Source organism: Flavobacterium hercynium, assembly GCF_002217285.1.
Taxonomy (GTDB): domain Bacteria; phylum Bacteroidota; class Bacteroidia; order Flavobacteriales; family Flavobacteriaceae; genus Flavobacterium; species Flavobacterium hercynium.
Map to the genome: position 1 here is coordinate 264,935 of NZ_MUGW01000008.1, position 20,630 is coordinate 285,564.

The following is a 20,630-nucleotide window of genomic DNA, read 5'->3' on the forward strand; positions in this document are numbered from 1 at the left end:
TATTTATATGCCAACTACTCAAAAACTAAAGAAATTATTATCTCATAATTATAATGCTAATATAGTTATTGAAGAAAATGAAGGACGCCCAAAAGTTATTATCATAGCTGATGCCAATTCCGGTACTATGTTTTGGGCTGTAGAAAACGCCATGTTTTCTTTTAAAGATGAAGACGACAATATGTGGTCGACTGTACCGGATTGCTTAATTATTAATGATGAGAAACACCATCCTCAAGTCGGACATTCTATAACAGGACCGGATGGAGAAATATGCATTTTTAGTACCGAAGAAACCATTTTGGGTATGGCTACTCATTATTTCGAGAAACATATAGACATTTTTTATGGTTTCGATTTATGCCGCAATATGCACACTTTTCAGGAAAAAATTAATGGAAAAACCTTTACCTATAAATTAATGGAAAAGGGATTTAAATCTGCTTTGTATGAAAGAATAGACAGATACATCTCGTCTAATTAAATAATTAAACAAAAATAAAATATGAGTTTTCTAGCAAAATTAATGATCGACGGAGGAGAATTTAATGTTCTCGATTTCAAAATTCAATTTCAAAGTAAAAAAGACACTTCAGGTAAGCCTTTTGGTGGTGTCAAAGGAGGGACAATAAAAATAGTTATCGAAGCAGATCAGCATACTGATTTTTTGGCTTGGATTTTAAACCATAATCTGGGCAAAGATGGTAAGATTGTTTTTTACCGCCGTGATGCTTTAGGGAAAATGAAAGATTTAAAATTCGAAAGGGCGCACTGTATTGATTATGAAGAGGAGTTTTCGAGCACAAGCGATTCGCCTATGACGATTAAAATGGAGATTATCGCAAAAGAAATCCTGTTTAGCGATGCTAAATTTTCAAACGATTGGACAGATTAATTCCACAATTTAACTACGATACTAATTTAAAAGCCAGTAAACTATGTCATCATTTAAAGATCAGATTCAGGTAACCATAAGCGGTTACACCAAAAGAGTACTTTTCTCCGATTTAAAGCTAGCTCAACGCATGATGGAGCATCATGATTTTTCTTTCACCTGGATGTATAGCGGAAGTACGATCATTTCACCCGAAGAGCAGGCAGAAGCAATTCGAAAGTATACCGCCAACGAAGTTATTTTTACCTTCAAAAGCAGAAATGGCGAAATAAAAGTCATGAGCAAGGGTATCATCAACGAGCTTATTTCGATTTATGAAAAAGGAAGTCCGCGTGGGTTGTATGTAAAGGGAATTAGTCACACTGTTCTTTTAAGCGAACAATCCAAGTCGAGAGTGTTTTTAGAGAAGAATATCAAAGAAGTTGCCCTGAAAATTTTTGAAGACGAAACAGCTGGTGAATTTTATCAGTCCGAAGCCATTCAGCCCCGCTACAAAAAAATGTTTCCCGCGATAACCCAATACAACGAAACCAGTTTTGATTTCTTAAAACGCCTTGCCGCTTTTCATGGCGAATGGTTCTATTTTGATGGCATGCGCATGCAATTTGGTAATCTGAAATCATCAAAAGTAAAGTTGAAAAACTATGTAAGTCTTTATGATTTCACTATCAAGAGTAAACTCAAATCACACAAAACATCGCTTGCGGGTTACGATCCCAATAATGCATTGAGCATAAAAAGCGCAAAAGCCATTACCGCAGCAGGAAGCGCAGACGGTTTTTCGGCTATGACCCGCCGCGATCAGTTAGTGGTAGCTTTGCCCAATACATCGATTCCATCGTATACCAATCAGGCAAAAAATACAACCGAGATCGAAGAATTAGCCCAACGCCAGGTAGCAGCACACGATGCCAACAGTACAATTTATACCGGAAAGGCGTATGTACCCATTGGTGTTGGACAAATCTTTACGGTTCAAAACAAAGAAGTATACCACGAACTCGTAGCCATAAAAGTCACCCATTTTGGAGAATACGACGGACAATACCGATGCAAGTTTAAAGCTATTCCGGCTGATGTAGAAGTGCCGCATTATACGAACATAGAAGTTTCTGCAAAAGCCGATACCCAACCCGCAATAGTAATTGACAATAACGACCCCGAAGGATTGGGACGCGTAAAAGTAAAATTCTACTGGGCCAATTACGATGCCAACAGCGATTGGATGCGCGTGATGCAACAATACTCAGGAAAAAGTTGGGGACAATACAACAGACCCGAAATAGGCGATGAAGTTCTAGTGAGTTTTGAAAACAGGAATGTCAATTCTCCTTACGTTTCAGGCTCGCATTACAATGGCAAAGCAAAACCTGAATTTTTTGATTCGAACAACAGCACCAAAGGTTGGAAACTCAGATTTGGACAAGTATTCAAGTTTATAGAAAAGGTTGGTATCTGGCTTTCTGACCCAAGTGGAAACGAAGTGCATTTGAATGAAGAAACGAAGAGTATGACGTTTACAAGTTCAGAGACAATTACGTTTAATTGTAAAAACTTTGTCATAAATGCTTCTGAGAATATTAGTTCGAGTGCAGGACAGAATATTGTGGAAATTGCAGCTGTAAATAAATCCAGTATTGTAGGGGCAGAAAACAGAACAGAAGTTGGAGGCGATCTTTTGATGAAGGTTAAAGGAGAACTATTTGAAAGTATTGATGGTGATGTACATTCTGAGGTAAAGAAAGATAGGAATATAATAGGAGGTTCTGATATTACTTTACAGAGTAAAAAAAATAACGAATTACATTCAAAAAATGATATTCAGAATAATAGTAACGAGGGAACTACACAAAATTAAGATAATCTAATAGTTTAATTTATTACAAAAAGAAATGTCAAGAACACGAATTGTAAAAGGAAAAATTACCGAAATAACGGGTGGGACATCGCGTATGTATGGTAATAGAATAATCATTAATGCTGGAGGACGTATTAATTATTATGCTAAAAGGTATACTTATGGAGAACCAGAAGAACCACCGGTAAAAGAATTTGAAGAAAGCACTGCTGTAGTATATGAAACAGATGGACATTATAGTACAGTATATTTAGTATGTTTAATGTTGGGAATGAATGAAGATGATGCTGAAGAATTAGCAATAGCAACTGAAGCACCAGATACCACAATTCATAGTGAACTAGATTTTGAATTAAATGATACTTGGTCAAATGTAAATTATCAAGGTCCCGTACATTCTTTGACGGGGGGATTTCATGGCATCGAAGAGTTTATAACAGCGGTTAAATTTTTATGGCTAAAAATTGATGATAGAAACCGAGAGAAATCGATAAGCGAATTAGGGGAATTACTACATCGATTTGGTGATACTTATGCGCATTCTAAATTAGACAATATTAAACCTGATAATTTAGTTGCTTTCGATTTATATCATAGTGATAAAAATCTTAATCTTGTGATTGATAGCTGGAGAGGTCAAGGAGGTAAAACTTTAGCAGAAGATGTAGAGCCTTGGATACAATATATAAATTTTTATACTAAAAAATATGGTTATAATTTTTTGACAAATCAAGATTATCAGAGACAAGCTTTTAAAGGTCAAACATTATTAGAAAAACTGCGAGATGTTTATTTATTACAACCTACAGATAAATTCAAAATGTATGGAGGAGGTTTTTTTACTACAGATCACTTAACAGCAGATGATTCATATCCAGATCGTATATATATTCGCCCAGATTGGTATCTAAATTATGTGAAAAATTTAGCATGGCTATTATCATTAAAATTTAATTTAGATTTGGGTAAATTTAATATAAGTATCTTCGAAAAAATGACAAGATTTGCGACTGAAAATAAGTGCTCTCTTAAGGGAATTATTGATTATGAAATTGCAAAAAAAAGAGGTAAAAGAGAATTTTACATTCCTGTTTTTTATAGCAACTCAATAAGAATTGCTGCATCCGCAGATGAATCTTTTTCTACAAACTATCTTAAAAATGCTAAAGAAGCAAGAAGTTTTGCAATTAAATATATGATTGAAGAAGCTAATAATTCCGGATCACCAGAAGTAGAAGAAATTACTAGTTTATTAAATATAAAAGTAAGTCGTTTTGGTAATTTGTTTCATTATACAAAAGCTTATAAATTAAATTTTTAGTTTTCATGAAAAAGATAATTCATTTAGCATTTTTAATGTTTTTCGTGCATTCAATATCTTTATTTTTGATTTTATCAAAAATGAATGCATTGATATCTGAAGATGATAGAACTCCTGGTAGAGGTATATATTTTATAATAGCTATGGCATTTACGACAATAATATATTCTATTGTTTTAGGAATTATTTGGATTGAAAAGCAAATGGATATTAAATATAAATCAATAGTTTTATTTTTAGCATATGGAAATTGCTTACTTGAGTTTTATTTCAATTCAACTCTTCAGTTTCAGTTATTTGAAAGACCTGATCGATTTGACCATTTAGCAATTTTTTTTATTTTGCTATATTTTATTTTTGAATTGTTTTTAACTTATTATATAGTTAATAATAAAATGTATAAATCTGATGAATAAATTTTTCGTTTTCGGATTCTTGATATTATTTATTAACTTCTTTTTTTTTAGGGGTTTATTTAGTTCTTTAGATTCTTACACGCCTAATAATACTTCTGGAAATCCTTTTGCAGTATTTTTAGCTATTGCTGTAACGATTTTGTTTTTGGTAATAGTTTGCATGCTGCTTTTAATAGAAAAAGTAATGGAAGTAAATTTGAAAAATACACTTTTATGTATATTATTATTTCATTGTTTATTTCATTTTGTTTTGGATTCTTTTTTTGAATATGACTTATTTCACGATACAAAATCATTTAGTTTATCAGCTATCATAATAATCTTAATTTATTTTATTGTTGAGCTATTCTTAACTTTTTATCTAGTTAGTAAAATGTATAAATCATCAGAAGAAATGTAGTTTAAAGAATTGTTTATAAAGAACATAAGTTAATTTTACTTAGGAAGATAAAATAAATTTTTAAAAATGAAATATCACATTATAATTTACACTACACTGTTTTTTTTAATCTCATGCAATAGAAATAGTGTTGATGTAGAACCTATTGATAAGCAATTGAACGACAGATTTGAAAGAGGAATTCAATATTATCAAATATCTAACTTTGAAGATTTATCTGATCAGCATTTGATGAATCAATTGGAAGTTTTTAGAGAAGGAGTAAGTTTAAAAAAAGAAAATGAAGAGTATGATAGATTTCAATTATTCTTTTATAAAAAATCTTTTTTTACAAATTATAAAAAATATGCTTTAGAAGCAGTTGAAGAAAATGAATTTGGAGGTATTGGTGAATATCGAGATAATTTGATTGCACAATTTATTTTTTCTAAAATTAGTCATAATCGTTATAAATATACCCGCGTCATTTATAACAATGATAACCCAGATAATATTTACGATATAAAATTAGAAAGAAATGATACAATCATATTAAAGTAAATTCAGCAGATCTTGCTAAAATTAATTTGATATTCCAGTTCAAACCTATTTTTCATCATTTGTATGTAGTATAAGATTTAGAAAGGTTAAAACAATATTTATATGCCGGACAATTGGAGAAAGGTAAAGTATTGAAACAGTTTTATGAGTTGGATTTAAACAACACCAAATTATGAAAAACCAAATAAATAAAATAGTTTCAGTAGTCATTTTGTTTTTTTTATTGAGTAGTTGTCATAAAGTACCAAAATCTTTTGTAGAAGGTGAACGGGATCGTGCTTTTAAAAACTATTTAATTATGCGTAAAATAGAATTTACAGAGCTTAGTAATAGTCTTTACTCCAAGTATTATTCAGATTTTTTAGATTATGAGACAAAAGAACTTTTGTCAAAAACACCATTTTTAAAGTTTAATCAGGTATATGTATATCAGGGAACAAACAATACTATAAGATATTTTGTTTTTACCGATATAGGTTATGTGTATACAGTTGATACAGATAGACATGGGAGTGAATTTGTGAGTGAACCGGTTGAAGGAATAATAAAAGTTAAAAAACCTTTTCCTTTGTTGTTTTATGGATTTTATAAATTAGAAGATACAATCATTAAAATTAAAATTCGTGAAAAAAAAACGTCATAAAGAGTTGTTTATTAATGATATAGGTGTAGTAAGTAAAGATACTGTTAGACTAACAGGTTATTATAAATCAATAGAATTTAAATATAAAAAAAAGTGGCTAGCCAAAACACATAAAACAAATTTTAAGTTAGTGTATCAGCCAGATTTGATAGCAACTTTTATTAATCATAATTTTTGGGGTGAAATATTTCGTATAGAAGGAGAATTCAAAGATGAGCGTGTTATAGAGGAAAAAAAATTTTTCACTAAAAATTAGAAGAGAAGCAGAATGTAAAAGAACCAAAAAATGAAAAACCAAATAAATAAAATAGTTTCAGTACTGGTTCTGATGTTTTTATTTAGTAGTTGTCACAGACCTCCTAAAGGTTATAAAGAAGGCGATTATGATCGTGCTTTCATGAACTATTTAACTATGCGGAAAATAGAATTTACAGAGCTTAACAATAGCCTTTATTCCAAATATTATATTGATTTTATGCGTTACGAAAGAAAAGAACTTTTGTTGAAAAATCCATTTTTGAAGTTTAATCAGGTATATGTGCATCAAACAAATAATGTTATAAGATATTTTGTTTTTACAGATATAGGTTATGTATATGCGGCTGAAACTGATAGAGATGGGAGTGCATTTGTGAATGTACCTGTTGAAGGAAAAATAAAAGTAAAAAAGCCTTTTCCTTTGTTGCTCTACGGTTTTTATGAATTAGATGATAGAACTGTTAAAATTAGCCGTAATGAAGTACAACGATATGGAGAACTTAATCAATGTGATGTTGGTATTATGCAAAACGATACCATAACACTTACCGCTTATTACAATACTAAAAAATTTGGTTACAAGAAAAAGTGGTTAGCGAAAACCTATAAAACAAATTTTAAGTTAGTGTATCAGCCTAATATGACAGCAACTCCTATTAAACATAATTTTTGGGGTAAAACTTTCCGTATAGAAGGGGAATTCAAAAATGAGCGTGTTATAGAGGAATAAAGAATAATTATTTGAAAGCAAATCTTACCCGATCAAGAAACAGAAAAACTATTAAAAGAAGTGGAATCGTGGTTTTAAAAACAATAAAAATAATAGCAACAGTAGCTCTGACAATTTATTTGATTAGTTGCTTTTACGCGCAAGATGAACATTGGAGAGACATTAAAACAATTGGAGCAGATAAGAGTAGTGGTACTATTGGCACTGATTACCTATTCAATAAATTTAAGTTTATAAATACAAAAACAGGATTTTTTTTAGGATTGTATAAAGACGAAAATAAAATAGGAGACTACACTCGAGTTAATATAAACAAAAATCAAGATGCCATTATTCTGCGCACTTTAGATGGTGGGTATAATTGGCAGGAAAACATTTTAGGGAAAGGTGAGATCATTGATTTTAATAAAGTGAGTAATGCATTGTTGGCTTTACGTAAAAGTTATAATGGTAGAGATGCAAAAGATATAATATCGCACCTGCACATTTCAAAAGATCAGGGCGCAACCTGGGAGGAAGTAAGTCAAAATAAAGAAAAGCCAATAGATGAAATTCATTTTTGGACATCACAAAAAGGTATTGGTATTTGTGGATTAATTGAAAAGGGTTCTAAGTTTAAAATATTATATACAGAAGATACAGGGAAAAATTGGCGTGAAATAGAACTTTCTAAAATGTATGAAGGGATGGATTTTGCTGTTACCTCAAAAGGTGTTTTATATTATCTGACAAAAGAGCGTAATAGTTATGTAAAGGCTGATTTTTCAGCTATGGAATCAGAAGAAATTAAATTTACTAATATGGATTTTACACCTTTTTCAGTAGTGCTAGATAATAATGATAAGGTGTATTTTGTGGTAAAGGATAAAGACAAACGCAATATTCTGTATAAAAAAATGGAAGGTAATAGTTTGAAAAAAATAGATTTTCCATTTAAGAATCAAATGATTTATGATGTTCAGATTTATGATAACACTATAGCGATTTTAGCAGACGATAAATGTTATTATCGCAGTGATGATCAGGGAGCAACATGGTCAAAAGAGCAAATTGGTGCATCCTATATTAGTATGGTTGCCTTTTACGGAAAAGAGCATGTGTGGATGCGTACATTTCCAGAGCAAATGATTTTGCGTACGCCTTTATGATAGAAGGCTTAAGAAACTTATTTAAAGTAATAGTTTATGATAGGATTGACAAGAGTATATTGAAATGAAAAAGACAAACTATTAAAAGAAGTAATATCATGTTTTTAAAAATAATAAAAAGAATAGTAAATTTTTGTCTGATACTTTATTTGATTAGTTGCTTTTACGCGCAAGATGAACATTGGAGAGACATTAAAACAATTGGAGCAGATAAGAGTAGTGGTACTATTGGCACTGATTATCAATTCAATAAATTCAAATTCATAAATACTAGAATAGGGTTTTTTTCGGGATCCTATCAAGGTAGAGATAAGATTGGAGCACCTAATTATGTAAATATAAATCGAAATCAAGATGCCATTATTTTGCGCACTTCAGATGGAGGTTATAATTGGCAGGAAAGTATTTTAGGGAAAGGTGAGATCATTGATTTTAATAAAGTGAGTAATGCATTGTTGGCTTTACGTAAAAGTTATCATGGTAGAGATGCAGAAGATATAATATCGCACCTGCACATTTCAAAAGATCAGGGCGCAACTTGGGAGGAAGTAAGTCAAAATAAAGAAAACCAAATAGATGAAATTCATTTTTGGACACCACAAAAAGGTATTGGTGTCTGTGGCTTAAAGGGGCGAAAATTTAAATTTACAATATTATACACAGAAGATAAGGGAAAAAATTGGCGTGAAATTTATGTTCCAAAAATGCATGAAAGAATGGATTTTGCCGTCACCACAAACGGTATTTTATACTATCTCACAAAAGAGCGCACCAGTTATGTAAAGATCGATTTTGCAACTATGAAATCAGAAGAAATTAAATTTACTAATATGGATAAAACTCCTTTTTCAGTAGTGTTGGATAATAATGACAGGTTATATTTTGTGGTTGAAGATAGAGACAAACGTAATATACTATATCAAAAAACAGAAGGGAATAGTCTGAAAAAAATAGAATTTCCTGTTAAGGACCAAAAGATCTATGATGTTCAGATTTATGATAACACTATAGCAATTTTAGCAGACGATAAATGTTATTATCGCAGTGATGATCAAGGAGAAACGTGGTCTAAAGAGAGAATAGGTGCATCTTATATTAGGATGGTTGCCTTTTATGGGCAAGAACATGTGTGGATGCGTACATTTCCGGGACAAATGATTTTGCGTACGGCTTTACAATAGAAGGCTTAAAAAAACTTATTTAAAATAATAGTTCATAATAGTATTGACAAAAGTATATTGAAATGAAAAAGGCAAATTATTAAAAGAGTTTAATGAGTTGGATTTTAAAAAGACCAAAAAATGAGAAAGTAAAAGTAAAAAAGTAAAATTGTTTCAATAATTGATTATGTTTTTTATCATAAAATTGAGGAGCAATATAATTTTGATTTGAGTAAATTAGGAAGTGAAATACTTTTTTAACTGCTGTACTAATATATATTATAAAGAAAAAAAAGATGAATAATACGTTACAGATTATATGTTTTAATAAAATTAAAGTAAACTTACAATTGAGATTTTTGCTATTAATTTTAGTAAGTGTACCAGCTTTTGCACAATACACTTCTATTCCGGATAAAATTTTTGAAAGTAAGCTTATAGCACTAGGTATAGACAGCGGTAGCCCTGATGAAAAAGTTCTCACTGCAAATATTGTCGATATTGTCGATCTGGATATTTCTAGAAAAGTTATTAATGAAGAAAGGTTTGATTCAGAGCCAATTGTGGATTTATCTGGGATAGAAGATTTTAAAGCTTTAAAGAATTTAAATTGTTCTAAGAATGCATTTAAATCTTTAGACTTTTCAAAAAATCTGAATTTAAAAAAATTAGATTGTAGTTTTAATTTTATCGTAAATCTAAATGTTTCTAAAAATCTAAATCTAACAGTTTTAGATTTTAGTAGTAATCGTTTATTGAATTTAGATCTTTCTCCGAATGTGGCTTTGATTGAATTGTATTGCATTTCAAACAAGTTAACATTTTTGGATTTATCTAAAAATAAATCTCTTATCAATTTAAATTGTAGTTGGAATAAATTAAATTCTTTAGATGTTAGTAATAATTTAGGTTTAACTGAACTAAGTTGTTATGGTGCGAATTTGGATAATTTGAATGTGTCAAAAAATCTTGCATTGATTAATTTAAATTGTAATTGGAATAATTTGGAAATATTGGATATTTCTAAAAACAAAAAATTAAAAGGACTCTATTGCGACGTAAATAAATTAAAGATTTTGGATGTTTCTAAAAATAAGGAGCTATTAAATTTAAATTGTATGGATAATCAATTGACAATTTTAGATGTTTCAAAGAATAAAAAACTTAATATTTTAAGCTTTAATCGAAATAATGTAAAGAGTTTAGATGTTGCAAAAAATACTAGTTTAATTGAATTGTATTGCACAGCAAACGAATTAACCAACTTAGATGTTTCTAAGAACATATTTCTGACGACTATAATTTGCGATCAAAATAGTATTACAAAATTAGATTTTTCTAAAAACGTAGCATTATACGATATTAATTGTTCGAAAAATAAATTGACAATGCTAAATTTAAAAAACACTAATAATATAAAGTTTGCAAATTTAAATTTTACTAAAAATACTGATTTAAAATGCATTGCAGTTGATAATGAATCTTATCTAAATATGAAATGGACAAACTATAAAGACAATTTTGCAATTTATTCCAGTGACTGTGATAATTAATTAATTCTTTCAAGTAATTTAAGTAACAAACAACAATAGATTTATATTAAAAAACAAACAAATGCAGAATAACTACTCAAAACAGCAAGCTTTACAAGTAATACTATTTTTTATATTTTCGATAGTGATACAAGCACAAGTAAAAAATAATGTCGAAAAAACTGGAGCCACACAAGCTGCAAGTATATTTAAGGTTGAAGATGATGATATCGAAATGGCAAATGCTATTTTAAAAGCAAAGCAAACCTTCAACGAATTTGAGACTGCAATAAGAAGTGAAAATTCTAATTTAAAAGGTTTTTCACTAAAAAAAGGATATCAAAGCTACAAAGGAGTGGAATTATTATGGATCGCAAATATAATGGTTTATGAAAAAAAGAATAAGTATGTTGGTATTGTAAAGAATGTGCCAGAATATACTAAAGATGTAAAGTATGATGATATTACTGAAATTAGTAATGATGAAGTTTCAGATTGGTTGTACTTGGATAATGGTGTTGTAAAGGGAGGATATACGCTTCGTCTTTTGAGAAATAGAATGACAGCAGCCGAGAGAAAACAGTTTGATGCTGAAAGTCACCTGATATTCGACTAGTAATAAAACAGGTGTTAACAAAATGAAAGAAAACATTAAGTACACTTGTATCGTAAATTAGAATTTAGATATTATAAACCTTATGAACAAAAACGACAATAAAGAAATTTTTAATTTTTTGATAAAAAATACATTTTTCACGATTCTGATCCTAGATTTCTTTGCCGTAATTGCCCTGTTTATTAGCAAAACTTATTTTGAAAAGGAAGAAGTTAATAATCATGCAATAGGAGTGTCTCCATTACTGATTCATTTTATTTTAGGTCTTTTATTATTTTTGTATTTCTTTATCGCAACACTTCCTGTTTATTTAAATTTAGTAGAGACCATTAGAAACAAAGCGCGGTACCGTTTTCTTTCCTTTTTTCTGATTCCTGTAATTCTTTTCGTTACGATTCTTTACTTGAAAAATTTTGATGTAACGGTTGTTTTAATTTCAACCGCTTGTTTGTTACTGTATATAAACTACTATTACAGGTTTAGGAGATTTATAAAAAAGGATAGTTTATAATAAACAGAAAAGAGGCTCGAAAGCCTCTTTTTTGTTGAATTTATCTTTTACCATTTTCCTCAATATCTAAATCAGAAAAAGCTTTTGATAATGTATATTATTCGCTTAGAGCATCCCAACCACGAGCTTTTAGAGCAATTTTAGTATTGGCTCTTGTTACAAGGTGAATGCCTTCGCTTTCGTCTGCCATGTGTCCGATGATAGAGAAATTTGGGTTTCCTTTTATTTTATCAAAATCGTTAATGTCAATAGTAAACAAAAGTTCGTAATCTTCTCCACCATTAATCGCTACTGTTGTACTGTCGATATTAAACTCTTCACAAGTAGAGATAAATTGCGGATCTAGCGGAAGTTTATCTTCATATAAATTACATCCCACTTTGGACTGCTTGCACAAGTGAATAATCTCAGACGATAATCCGTCTGAAATATCAATCATCGAGGTAGGTTTGATTTCGAGAGCATGTAATAAAGTGCGAACATCTTTGCGGGCTTCCGGTTTTAACTGACGTTCGATTAAGTAGCTGTACATATCCAGATCAGGCTGACTGTTTGGATTCACCTGAAAAACCTGCTTTTCGCGTTCTAACACCTGTAATCCCATGTAAGCAGCACCAATATCACCCGTTACAACAAGTAAGTCCGTTTGTTTGGCTCCATTACGATATACAAGTTCCTCTTCATTCGCTTCACCAATTGCAGTAATGCTAATAATTAAACCTTTTTGCGATGAGGTAGTATCACCACCAATAACATCTACTTTGTATTCTTTTGCAGCGTGCGTAATCCCTTCAAATAGTTCCTCCAGGGCTTCTAGTGGAAAACGGTTAGAAACAGCAACAGAAACCGTTATTTGAGTTGGTCGTGCATTCATGGCGCAAATGTCAGACAAGTTTACCACAACAGATTTGTATCCTAAATGTTTTAAAGGCATATATGCCAAATCAAAATGTACGCCTTCAATCAATAAATCAGTAGAAACCACTACTTTTTTATCTTTAAAATCAAGAACAGCCGCATCATCGCCTATACTTTTTAAAGTGGATTCCTGAGTAACATCAAAATTTTTGGTTAAATGCTCAATAAGGCCAAATTCACCTAATTGCGCTATGCTGGTACGTTGCGGATTTTTATCTTCGATCATTTCTTTTTAAGTTCCAAAGTTTTTAAGGGGCAAAGGTACAAAGGTTTTGTCGAACTTAAAGGTGTGTTATACAGGAACGTTCTATTTATGTGTTGAGACGTAAATATTTTAAACGTAGAGACGCACAGCAGTGCGTCTCTACGGCTGTGCGTCTCTACGTTTGTGAGCAGGAGAAAAAATATTTTTTTTCCTGCTGACAAACTGTTGTCACCGGCTCATTTTACTTTTGAAGTAGTAAAAATTTAAAACCTTACAATCATGAAAACATTAGAAGCACAAGTTATCAGTTCAGAAGATTTATTAAAACACTGGCAAGGACACAGAGCACTTACACGACGTTTGATTCAGCTTTTTCCGGAGAAAGATTTCTTTGAATTTTCGATAGGCGGAATGCGTCCGTTTGCAAAATTGGTCGATGAACTATTGGCAATTGCAGGTCCGGGACTAAAAGGAATTGTAAACAAAGAAGTTAAACCATTTACAGAAGAAAGTGATAAACTAATTTTTAAAGCGCAATATCTTGAAAAATGGGACGAAGCAACAGCCGAAATCAACAAGTACTGGGAACAATTATCGGTAGAGGATTTCAGTGAGAACTTTAATCTTTTCGGTCAATATGAATTTCCTGTAATTCAGAACATCTTGTATTTTATTGATAATGAAGTGCATCACAGAGGTCAGGCGTATGTTTATTTGAGAGCATTAAATATTGAACCGCCATTTTTCTGGGAAAGATAGATTTCCGAAAAACGAATAAAAAAAACTCCCAATAGAAAAAATAAATTCTAGTTGGGAGTTTTTTTATAAAAGTCTTTCTCTGTTGCGGTCTAACAATTCTAAAGTTTTCGTTTTTAAAAGTTCCGGTTCCAGAATAGTGGCATGATCACCATACATTAAAAACCATCGTGGAAAACCGTTTTCAATATCCTTACACATAAAGGTCATTTCGATGTGGTCACCAACTTCTTTTTCCGAAACAAAACCATGATACTTTCGTTCAAAGGCTAAATATCGCGCAATCTTTCTTTCCACTAAAATGCGGACTTTAGTAGTCGGAAAGGTTTGAGTTTTGTTTAAATACGTTTCCAGTGCATCATGTTCGATGGTAAAATCAATTTCCGTTTTTTTAATCGCCTGAATACGATCTGTTCTGAATTGTCGGTAATCTTTACGTAAATGGCAATAACCTAAAAAGTACCAGCAATTATGATCATGAAATACACCAACAGGTTCGAGATTTCGCTGTGTGGTTTCTTCCTTGTCAAAAGTTTTGTAGGTTAACAGAATTTGTTTTTTTTCTGAAATACTTTCAAAAAGCACCGCTAAAGTATTGGGAGAATTATCGTTAAACATCGGATCCTGTGTCTGCATGAGGATTCTCGATTCGATATTTGAAAGCCAGTCTTTATCCGTACTTTTTAATACCGATTTCAGTTTGTACATCGCCGATGCATAATGTGATCCCAAAACAGGATCGGTAAATTTCTGCATTAGTTTTTCTGCGGCGATAAAACTGCTTACCTCTTCGGTAGTAAACATTACAGGAGGCAATCTGTAACCTTCCATTAAAGCATAACCAACGCCTGCTTCGCTGTAAATAGGAACACCGGAAGCTTCCAGTGTTCGAATATCGCGATAGATGGTGCGCAGACTCACTTCAAAACGATTGGCTAATTCCTGAGCCTTTACAATTTTTTTAGATTGTAATTGAATCAGAATAGCAACAATCCGGTCAAATCGTTTTGGGGTTTCGTCCAGCATTTTTTCTTTTTAGGTTACAAAGGTTCAAAGATACAAAGGTTCAAAGTTTATGAAAACAAAAAAGCTGTCCCAATTTGGGACAGCTTTTTTGTCTTTTCACTTTATAAAGATCTAGAATCTATATAAAAGACCAAACTGTGGCTGGTCGAAAATGTTTTCAAATAAGTTGATGTTTAGATCAAACGTATTTGATGATACACCGTCTTCCGGCGAAACACTATTATACGCTAAAACATTGGCTAGTGTAAACGTTACCGCGATGTTTTTGGTAACAAAATAGTTTAGACCCACTGTTACGTCTCCCGTAACACTATTGCTGGTGTTGTCGCTTGTTGGCGTTTCAACTCTGTTACGTCCGTAACCCAGACCAGCTTCAGCAAAAGCTTTAAAACGTTTTTTGTCTAATTCAAGAAAGTAGTATCTCGCAAAAGCACCAACTCCGAAAACATTGGTTTTAGTGTCAGTAGATTCCAGTTTATTGCTGGAGTAATTTACTTTTGCCCCAACAGCAACTTTATCATTTAATAAATATCCAAACTTTGGACTAAATCCGTAAAAGTCCTGATCGCCCCCTGTACTGATTTTTATAGCACCTTCAAGAAACATATCTCCGTTCTGAAAGGTAACGCCTTTTGCAGAATTTAATTCAGAATCTACTTGCTGCTCTTCCTGAGCTTGAGCGAATGTGAAAGTTAACATCGATAAAATAACAAAAAATTTAGTTTTCATAATAATGGCTTTTAAATGTTGTAAGATTAAAATTATGTTTTTATTAGTTAAACTTCCAAAATCCTAGTCAATTGCATTAAGAATGAAGTTATCGAGTTAATAATCTTTTGTTTTTATAAGTATTTACCTGTTTATTTTTAATGGAGTTATTATGTTGTATACGTTAATTATAAAAATGAAGGTAATCTTTAAAAACATTAAATTTTACTTAGTAACAAGAGTATTTATTGACGGTGAGAGTGATAGTATTTTGTCTATTTTAATTCTTTATTTAAAGAGTTAAACACTATTTTTCTTAATAAGTAGTTATTGTACTGTTAAATATTTTATTATTTTTTTAACAATGTTTATTTTCATTCTCATTAATGTTAAAATTCTTTATATGATGAAAAATTATTTATTATTAAGTTGCGTTCTATTATTTTCATGCAGCACAGAATCGCCCGAATCGCCTCGAGAATTAACGATGGGAGAAAAAATGGCAAAAATGGAATCATGTGATATTGAGAATATTTGTACAACGATCGAACCCGAAATGAGTAGAAACCAGACCGGGAGAGTTTCCTATAAAGGATTATATTGGAAACCAGGTCAAACTATAAAAATTAAATTTATAGATGGAGTAAGCTATCAGCATGATCGGGTGAAAAAATACGCTAGTGAATGGACTAAATATGCTAATTTAAAATTTGAGTGGGTAGAACCTAATGCGTATGCAGAGATTAAAATATCTTTTAAGGGTAAGGGAAATTGGTCTCTTGTAGGAATTAATTCTGAAGATACTCGCCAAAATGAGCCTTCAATGAATTTTTCAAATTTGAGCAAGAATTATAATGAAGAGGAGGGAGGCGAAGTTATTCTTCATGAATTCGGACATGCTTTAGGCTTAGAACATGAGCTTCAGCATCCTCTTAAGTCTTTTCAATGGGATATACCTTTTGTATATTATTACTATGATTACAGATATAAATGGAATAAAGAGAAAGTAGATTTGAATGTTATTAATAAATTTTCAATTAATGAAGTCGATTATGATGCCTTCGATAAAGAGTCTATTATGATGTACAGCATTCCGAGCGGTCTAATTTTAGATTATATTTCTTTTTCCAGAACTTATAAGTTGTCTCAAGGAGACAAAAAGTCTATTGCAAAAATATATCCTAAAACGAATTAATGTGGTGAATCTACATTTTTAAAACAAATAACCCGATAACATAAGTCATCGGGTTACTCTATATTTATTTGTCGATATTCTTCTAAAAAGAAAAAAAATCTAGTCGTTCAATTTCAAAACAGCCATAAATGCTTCTTGTGGAATTTCAACATTTCCTACCTGACGCATACGTTTTTTACCTTTTTTCTGTTTTTCCAAAAGTTTACGTTTACGAGAGATATCTCCACCATAACATTTTGCGGTAACGTCTTTACGAAGTGCTTTAATCGTTTCACGAGCAATAATTTTAGCACCAATTGCAGCCTGAATCGGAATGTCGAATTGTTGTCTCGGAATCAGTTCGCGTAATTTCTCGGTCATTTTTTTACCGATATTATAAGCATTGTCTTCGTGAATCAAAGCAGAAAGCGCATCAACCGTTTGTGCATTCAAAAGAACATCTAACTTAACCAGTTTTGAAGTTCTCATTCCGATAGGGGAATAATCAAAAGAAGCATATCCTTTAGAAACCGTTTTAAGACGATCGTAAAAATCGAATACAATTTCTGCCAATGGCATATCAAAATTCAATTCAACACGTTCAGTAGTCAAATACGTTTGATTTGTAATTTGACCGCGTTTTTCGATACAAAGACTCATTACGTTTCCAACAAAATCAGCTTTTGTAATGATAGTTGCTTTAATAAAAGGTTCTTCAACTCGGTCTAAACGGGAAGGTTCAGGTAAGTCAGAAGGATTGTTTACCACAAATGCAGTTTCAGGATCTTTCTTAGTATAAGCAAGATACGAAACGTTAGGTACTGTAGTAATTACAGTCATATCGAACTCACGCTCTAAACGTTCCTGAATAATTTCCATGTGAAGCATACCTAAGAATCCGCAACGGAAACCAAATCCTAATGCCGCAGAACTTTCAGGAGTAAATACCAATGAAGCATCATTCAATTGCAGTTTTTCCATAGAAGAACGCAAATCTTCATAATCTTCTGTGTCAACAGGATAAATTCCGGCGAAAACCATTGGTTTTACATCCTCGAAACCTGTAATCATATTCGTTGTTGGCGTTTTGGCATCTGTAAGTGTATCACCCACTTTTACCTCTTTGGCTTCTTTGATTCCAGAAATCAAATAACCAACATCACCCGAAGAAATAACATTTTTAGGAACCTGATTTAATTTTAAAGTTCCAATTTCGTCAGCAAAATATTCATTTCCGGTGGCCATGAATTTAATTTTCTGTCCTTTTTTGATTTGACCGTTTACAACTCTAAAAATTACTTCGATTCCACGAAACGGATTGTAAACCGAGTCAAAAATCAAAGCTTGTAATGGCTCATCCGGATTTCCTTTAGGAGCAGGAATTTTTTCGATAATGGCAGCCAGAATATTTTCTACACCAAAACCTGTTTTTCCTGAAGCGTGAATAATATCTTCTAATTTACATCCCAATAAATCGATAATATCATCACTAACTTCTTCCGGGTTAGCACTTGGTAAATCTACTTTATTTAAAACCGGAATAATTTCCAGATCATTTTCTAAGGCTAAGTATAAATTCGAAATTGTTTGTGCCTGAATACTCTGAGCAGCATCAACAATTAACAGTGCACCTTCGCAGGCAGCAATCGAACGCGAAACTTCGTATGAAAAGTCAACGTGACCAGGAGTGTCAATTAAATTTAAAATATATTCTTCTCCTTTATAAGTATATTCCATTTGTATGGCGTGACTTTTTATGGTAATACCACGTTCACGTTCCAGATCCATGTTGTCAAGCAATTGTGCTTTTTCTTCACGAGCTGTAACCGTTTGTGTAGCGCCCAATAATCGGTCTGCCAATGTACTTTTACCGTGGTCAATGTGTGCAATAATGCAAAAGTTACGTATCTTTTTCATTTTCTATATTCAGTTCTCTCTAAGAGTTTTAGTAATTTTTGGGTATAAATTTGCTTTGCTGTAAATACTTTAAAGCCTACTATTAAGGGGCAAAGATAGCGCAAAGTTTTGGATTCTGGAATGTAGTTGTCCGATAGTTAGATCTTAAAGATAAAATTGTACTTTAAAATTCAAAATTAAATCCTTTTTCCGTTAATTTTTTATAGATAGCAGCATCAAATTTGTAAAGTTTTGCCGCTCTGTGTGAGACATCCTGCTGTTTTTCGTCGAGTGCTACAAGGAGTTTCATGTGAAGAAATTTTCGTCTGAAATTAGATTTATCCAATGCAACGCCCATAATTTCTTCATACAAATGCATCAATTGCAAAAGTGTAAATTTTTCAGGCAACAGATTAAAACCAATTGGAGCCTGACGAATCCTGTTGCGTAAATGCATTATACTGTATTTCAGAATCTCGTTGTGGTCAAAAATTAAATCCGGAATATCCGTAATCTTACGCCATTTGGCCTGAGTAACTCTGGAGCCTGCTTTTATGTTGTAGTCTTCCTGATTTATTAAAGTGTAATAACCGATTGTGATCACACGCTCAAAAAGTACACGATCAGGATCTGTAAAAGCTTTTAACTGTTCCAGATAAACATTTTCGAGATTTGTAAGTTCGAATACAACCCGGTTTGCCGCATTATCAGTACTTTCTTTAGTTTTAACCAAACCACCAAGCAGTCCCCATTTTCCAATACTCTCCCCTTCGGCATGTTGTACCAAAAGCACTTCCAGATTTTGTTTGTTGAAACCAAATATAACACAGTCAATAGAAAGTTCTTCTACAATTTCGGTTCCGGTTGCTTCGGTATTTTGATTGTTATTTTTGGCGTGTAAAGATTCCATTTTTGATTCAGTAAATTTTAAAACTCAAAATTGAATCCTTTTTCAGTAAGTTTTTTATAAATAGCAGGGTCAAACTTGTATAGTTTAGCGGCACGATGCGAAACATCCTGTTGTTTCTCATCAAGCTCAACCAATAATTTCATGTGAAGAATCTTGCGTCTGAAATTCGATTTATCCATTTCGATCCCCAAAACTTCCTCATATAAATGCATAAGCTGCAATAAGGTAAATTTTTCAGGTAAAAGATTAAACCCGATTGGCGCCTGACGAACTCTGTTGCGAAGATGTCTCAGGCTATAAGATAAGATTTCGTTGTGGTCGTAAATTAAATCAGGAATAGTATTGATTTTATACCATTTGGCATCAGATGCCGTAAAACCGGCTTTAATATTATAGTCTTCTCGTTTTACGAGTGCATAATAACCAATAGTAATAACACGACGAAGCGGAAAACGATCAGGGTCTCCAAAAGCTTTCAATTGCTCCAGATAAATGTTATCAAGGCCCGTTAGTTCGTTCAGCAAACGATGTGCTGCATTATCAGTACTTTCCTTTTTATAAATCCAACCTCCCGGAAGTCCCCATTTACCTTTACTGATTCCTTCTCCGTGTTGTACCAAAAGTACCTCCAAGCTTCCTTTGTCAAAACCAAATATAACACAGTCAATCGTGATTGCATTCATTGCAGTCTGCTCATTTTTCAGAGCTGAATCATCCTCTACATTTTTAACCATATTCTAACTAAAATTTTGACAAATTAAATAAATAAAATGAATAACTGACTGTTTTGAAACCTTATATTTTTTTTAACGTAATAATTTTCTGAAAATCAGCTGATTGTTTTATTCTCATTTTTAATGTTTTTTGAAAAAAGGTCTTAAATGACTGATTGTCAAATCGCTGATTCGTTATTTTTTTGACATTTTTTATTTCAATTTTAGACTCTATTTTAGGATATCTGTAATAATCGATATTGATTAATTGTAATAGCAAAAAAAAACATCTAATA

Annotated in this window: 21 protein-coding genes; 15 read left to right on the top strand and 6 right to left on the bottom strand. The window is 31.8% G+C overall.

The window, feature by feature from the left end:
- Positions 1-7: 7 nt before the first annotated feature.
- From B0A66_RS04015 to B0A66_RS04080, 13 genes are all read left to right on the top strand, one after another.
- Positions 8-484, top strand: a complete 477-nt coding sequence (locus B0A66_RS04015; protein ID WP_089048560.1) for a hypothetical protein — start codon at positions 8-10, stop codon at positions 482-484.
- Positions 485-505: 21 nt separating this feature from the next.
- Positions 506-895, top strand: coding sequence for a type VI secretion system tube protein TssD (tssD, locus tag B0A66_RS04020; RefSeq protein ID WP_089048561.1), 390 nt, complete (start codon positions 506-508; stop codon positions 893-895).
- 43 nt (positions 896-938) lie between these two features.
- Positions 939-2,753 carry a type VI secretion system Vgr family protein gene (locus B0A66_RS04025; protein ID WP_089048562.1) on the top strand — a complete coding sequence of 605 codons (1,815 nt, stop codon included), beginning with the start codon at positions 939-941 and terminating at the stop codon, positions 2,751-2,753.
- Between the two features lie 34 nt (positions 2,754-2,787).
- Positions 2,788-4,074: a hypothetical protein gene (locus B0A66_RS04030; protein WP_089048563.1), complete on the top strand. Its 1,287-nt coding sequence runs from the start codon at positions 2,788-2,790 to the stop codon at positions 4,072-4,074.
- Between the two features lie 5 nt (positions 4,075-4,079).
- On the top strand, positions 4,080-4,490 hold the full coding sequence (locus B0A66_RS04035) for a hypothetical protein (RefSeq protein ID WP_089048564.1): 411 nt from the start codon (positions 4,080-4,082) through the stop codon (positions 4,488-4,490).
- Positions 4,491-4,956: 466 nt separating this feature from the next.
- Positions 4,957-5,430: a hypothetical protein gene (locus B0A66_RS04045; RefSeq protein WP_089048566.1), complete on the top strand. Its 474-nt coding sequence runs from the start codon at positions 4,957-4,959 to the stop codon at positions 5,428-5,430.
- Between the two features lie 172 nt (positions 5,431-5,602).
- On the top strand, positions 5,603-6,073 hold the full coding sequence (locus B0A66_RS04050) for a hypothetical protein (protein WP_089048567.1): 471 nt from the start codon (positions 5,603-5,605) through the stop codon (positions 6,071-6,073).
- Positions 6,054-6,329: a hypothetical protein gene (locus B0A66_RS04055; RefSeq protein ID WP_089048568.1), complete on the top strand. Its 276-nt coding sequence runs from the start codon at positions 6,054-6,056 to the stop codon at positions 6,327-6,329. The genes B0A66_RS04050 and B0A66_RS04055 overlap by 20 nt, the downstream gene beginning before the upstream one ends.
- A gap of 30 nt (positions 6,330-6,359) precedes the next feature.
- On the top strand, positions 6,360-7,061 hold the full coding sequence (locus B0A66_RS04060; RefSeq protein ID WP_089048569.1) for a hypothetical protein: 702 nt from the start codon (positions 6,360-6,362) through the stop codon (positions 7,059-7,061).
- A gap of 11 nt (positions 7,062-7,072) precedes the next feature.
- Positions 7,073-8,209, top strand: coding sequence for a WD40/YVTN/BNR-like repeat-containing protein (locus B0A66_RS04065; RefSeq protein WP_089048570.1), 1,137 nt, complete (start codon positions 7,073-7,075; stop codon positions 8,207-8,209).
- A gap of 98 nt (positions 8,210-8,307) precedes the next feature.
- Positions 8,308-9,390, top strand: coding sequence for a VPS10 domain-containing protein (locus B0A66_RS04070; RefSeq protein WP_244283384.1), 1,083 nt, complete (start codon positions 8,308-8,310; stop codon positions 9,388-9,390).
- 275 nt (positions 9,391-9,665) lie between these two features.
- A complete protein-coding gene (locus tag B0A66_RS04075; RefSeq protein ID WP_089048572.1) occupies positions 9,666-10,922 on the top strand; it encodes a leucine-rich repeat domain-containing protein in 1,257 nt (418 codons plus the stop codon).
- Positions 10,923-10,983: 61 nt separating this feature from the next.
- Complete coding sequence (locus B0A66_RS04080) at positions 10,984-11,517, top strand: DUF2314 domain-containing protein (protein WP_089048573.1); 534 nt, start codon at positions 10,984-10,986, stop codon at positions 11,515-11,517.
- A gap of 608 nt (positions 11,518-12,125) precedes the next feature.
- Here the strand turns inward: B0A66_RS04080 and thiL are convergent.
- Complete coding sequence (gene thiL / locus B0A66_RS04090; protein WP_089048575.1) at positions 12,126-13,172, bottom strand: thiamine-phosphate kinase; 1,047 nt, start codon at positions 13,170-13,172, stop codon at positions 12,126-12,128.
- Positions 13,173-13,430: 258 nt separating this feature from the next.
- Between thiL and B0A66_RS04095 the strand changes: the two genes are divergently transcribed.
- Positions 13,431-13,910: a DinB family protein gene (locus B0A66_RS04095; RefSeq protein WP_089048576.1), complete on the top strand. Its 480-nt coding sequence runs from the start codon at positions 13,431-13,433 to the stop codon at positions 13,908-13,910.
- A 63-nt stretch (positions 13,911-13,973) separates the two neighbouring features.
- Here the strand turns inward: B0A66_RS04095 and B0A66_RS04100 are convergent, their stop codons facing one another.
- Complete coding sequence (locus B0A66_RS04100; RefSeq protein WP_089048577.1) at positions 13,974-14,933, bottom strand: helix-turn-helix transcriptional regulator; 960 nt, start codon at positions 14,931-14,933, stop codon at positions 13,974-13,976.
- Positions 14,934-15,044: 111 nt separating this feature from the next.
- Positions 15,045-15,662 (bottom strand): outer membrane beta-barrel protein, encoded by a 618-nt coding sequence (locus tag B0A66_RS04105; RefSeq protein WP_089048578.1) that lies wholly within the window; start codon positions 15,660-15,662, stop codon positions 15,045-15,047.
- A gap of 385 nt (positions 15,663-16,047) precedes the next feature.
- Between B0A66_RS04105 and B0A66_RS04110 the strand changes: the two genes are divergently transcribed.
- Positions 16,048-16,836 (top strand): zinc metalloprotease, encoded by a 789-nt coding sequence (locus B0A66_RS04110; protein ID WP_208862567.1) that lies wholly within the window; start codon positions 16,048-16,050, stop codon positions 16,834-16,836.
- A gap of 99 nt (positions 16,837-16,935) precedes the next feature.
- On the opposite strand, the gene lepA is transcribed toward B0A66_RS04110, so the two are convergent.
- The 3 genes from lepA to B0A66_RS04125 all read right to left on the bottom strand — a co-directional run bounded on the left by lepA (position 16,936) and on the right by B0A66_RS04125 (position 20,355).
- Positions 16,936-18,732: a translation elongation factor 4 gene (gene lepA, locus B0A66_RS04115; protein ID WP_089048580.1), complete on the bottom strand. Its 1,797-nt coding sequence runs from the start codon at positions 18,730-18,732 to the stop codon at positions 16,936-16,938.
- Between the two features lie 163 nt (positions 18,733-18,895).
- Positions 18,896-19,621 carry an NUDIX hydrolase gene (locus B0A66_RS04120; RefSeq protein WP_089048581.1) on the bottom strand — a complete coding sequence of 242 codons (726 nt, stop codon included), beginning with the start codon at positions 19,619-19,621 and terminating at the stop codon, positions 18,896-18,898.
- Between the two features lie 17 nt (positions 19,622-19,638).
- Positions 19,639-20,355: an NUDIX hydrolase gene (locus tag B0A66_RS04125; RefSeq protein WP_089048582.1), complete on the bottom strand. Its 717-nt coding sequence runs from the start codon at positions 20,353-20,355 to the stop codon at positions 19,639-19,641.
- Positions 20,356-20,630: the final 275 nt, after the last annotated feature.

What these genes read in the sequence shown, in the direction of transcription:
- B0A66_RS04050 (WP_089048567.1), top strand. Translation starts at nt 5,603, where the DNA reads ATGAAAAACCAAATAAATAAAATAGTTTCAGTAGTCATTTTGTTTTTT.
- thiL (WP_089048575.1), bottom strand. Translation starts at nt 13,172, where the DNA reads ATGATCGAAGATAAAAATCCGCAACGTACCAGCATAGCGCAATTAGGT.
- B0A66_RS04105 (WP_089048578.1), bottom strand. Translation starts at nt 15,662, where the DNA reads ATGAAAACTAAATTTTTTGTTATTTTATCGATGTTAACTTTCACATTC.
- B0A66_RS04075 (WP_089048572.1), top strand. Translation starts at nt 9,666, where the DNA reads ATGAATAATACGTTACAGATTATATGTTTTAATAAAATTAAAGTAAAC.
- tssD (WP_089048561.1), top strand. Translation starts at nt 506, where the DNA reads ATGAGTTTTCTAGCAAAATTAATGATCGACGGAGGAGAATTTAATGTT.
- B0A66_RS04060 (WP_089048569.1), top strand. Translation starts at nt 6,360, where the DNA reads ATGAAAAACCAAATAAATAAAATAGTTTCAGTACTGGTTCTGATGTTT.
- B0A66_RS04070 (WP_244283384.1), top strand. Translation starts at nt 8,308, where the DNA reads ATGTTTTTAAAAATAATAAAAAGAATAGTAAATTTTTGTCTGATACTT.
- B0A66_RS04030 (WP_089048563.1), top strand. Translation starts at nt 2,788, where the DNA reads ATGTCAAGAACACGAATTGTAAAAGGAAAAATTACCGAAATAACGGGT.
- B0A66_RS04080 (WP_089048573.1), top strand. Translation starts at nt 10,984, where the DNA reads ATGCAGAATAACTACTCAAAACAGCAAGCTTTACAAGTAATACTATTT.
- B0A66_RS04110 (WP_208862567.1), top strand. Translation starts at nt 16,048, where the DNA reads ATGAAAAATTATTTATTATTAAGTTGCGTTCTATTATTTTCATGCAGC.
- B0A66_RS04125 (WP_089048582.1), bottom strand. Translation starts at nt 20,355, where the DNA reads ATGGTTAAAAATGTAGAGGATGATTCAGCTCTGAAAAATGAGCAGACT.
- B0A66_RS04015 (WP_089048560.1), top strand. Translation starts at nt 8, where the DNA reads ATGCCAACTACTCAAAAACTAAAGAAATTATTATCTCATAATTATAAT.
- B0A66_RS04100 (WP_089048577.1), bottom strand. Translation starts at nt 14,933, where the DNA reads ATGCTGGACGAAACCCCAAAACGATTTGACCGGATTGTTGCTATTCTG.
- B0A66_RS04045 (WP_089048566.1), top strand. Translation starts at nt 4,957, where the DNA reads ATGAAATATCACATTATAATTTACACTACACTGTTTTTTTTAATCTCA.
- lepA (WP_089048580.1), bottom strand. Translation starts at nt 18,732, where the DNA reads ATGAAAAAGATACGTAACTTTTGCATTATTGCACACATTGACCACGGT.
- B0A66_RS04120 (WP_089048581.1), bottom strand. Translation starts at nt 19,621, where the DNA reads ATGGAATCTTTACACGCCAAAAATAACAATCAAAATACCGAAGCAACC.
- B0A66_RS04095 (WP_089048576.1), top strand. Translation starts at nt 13,431, where the DNA reads ATGAAAACATTAGAAGCACAAGTTATCAGTTCAGAAGATTTATTAAAA.
- B0A66_RS04025 (WP_089048562.1), top strand. Translation starts at nt 939, where the DNA reads ATGTCATCATTTAAAGATCAGATTCAGGTAACCATAAGCGGTTACACC.
- B0A66_RS04035 (WP_089048564.1), top strand. Translation starts at nt 4,080, where the DNA reads ATGAAAAAGATAATTCATTTAGCATTTTTAATGTTTTTCGTGCATTCA.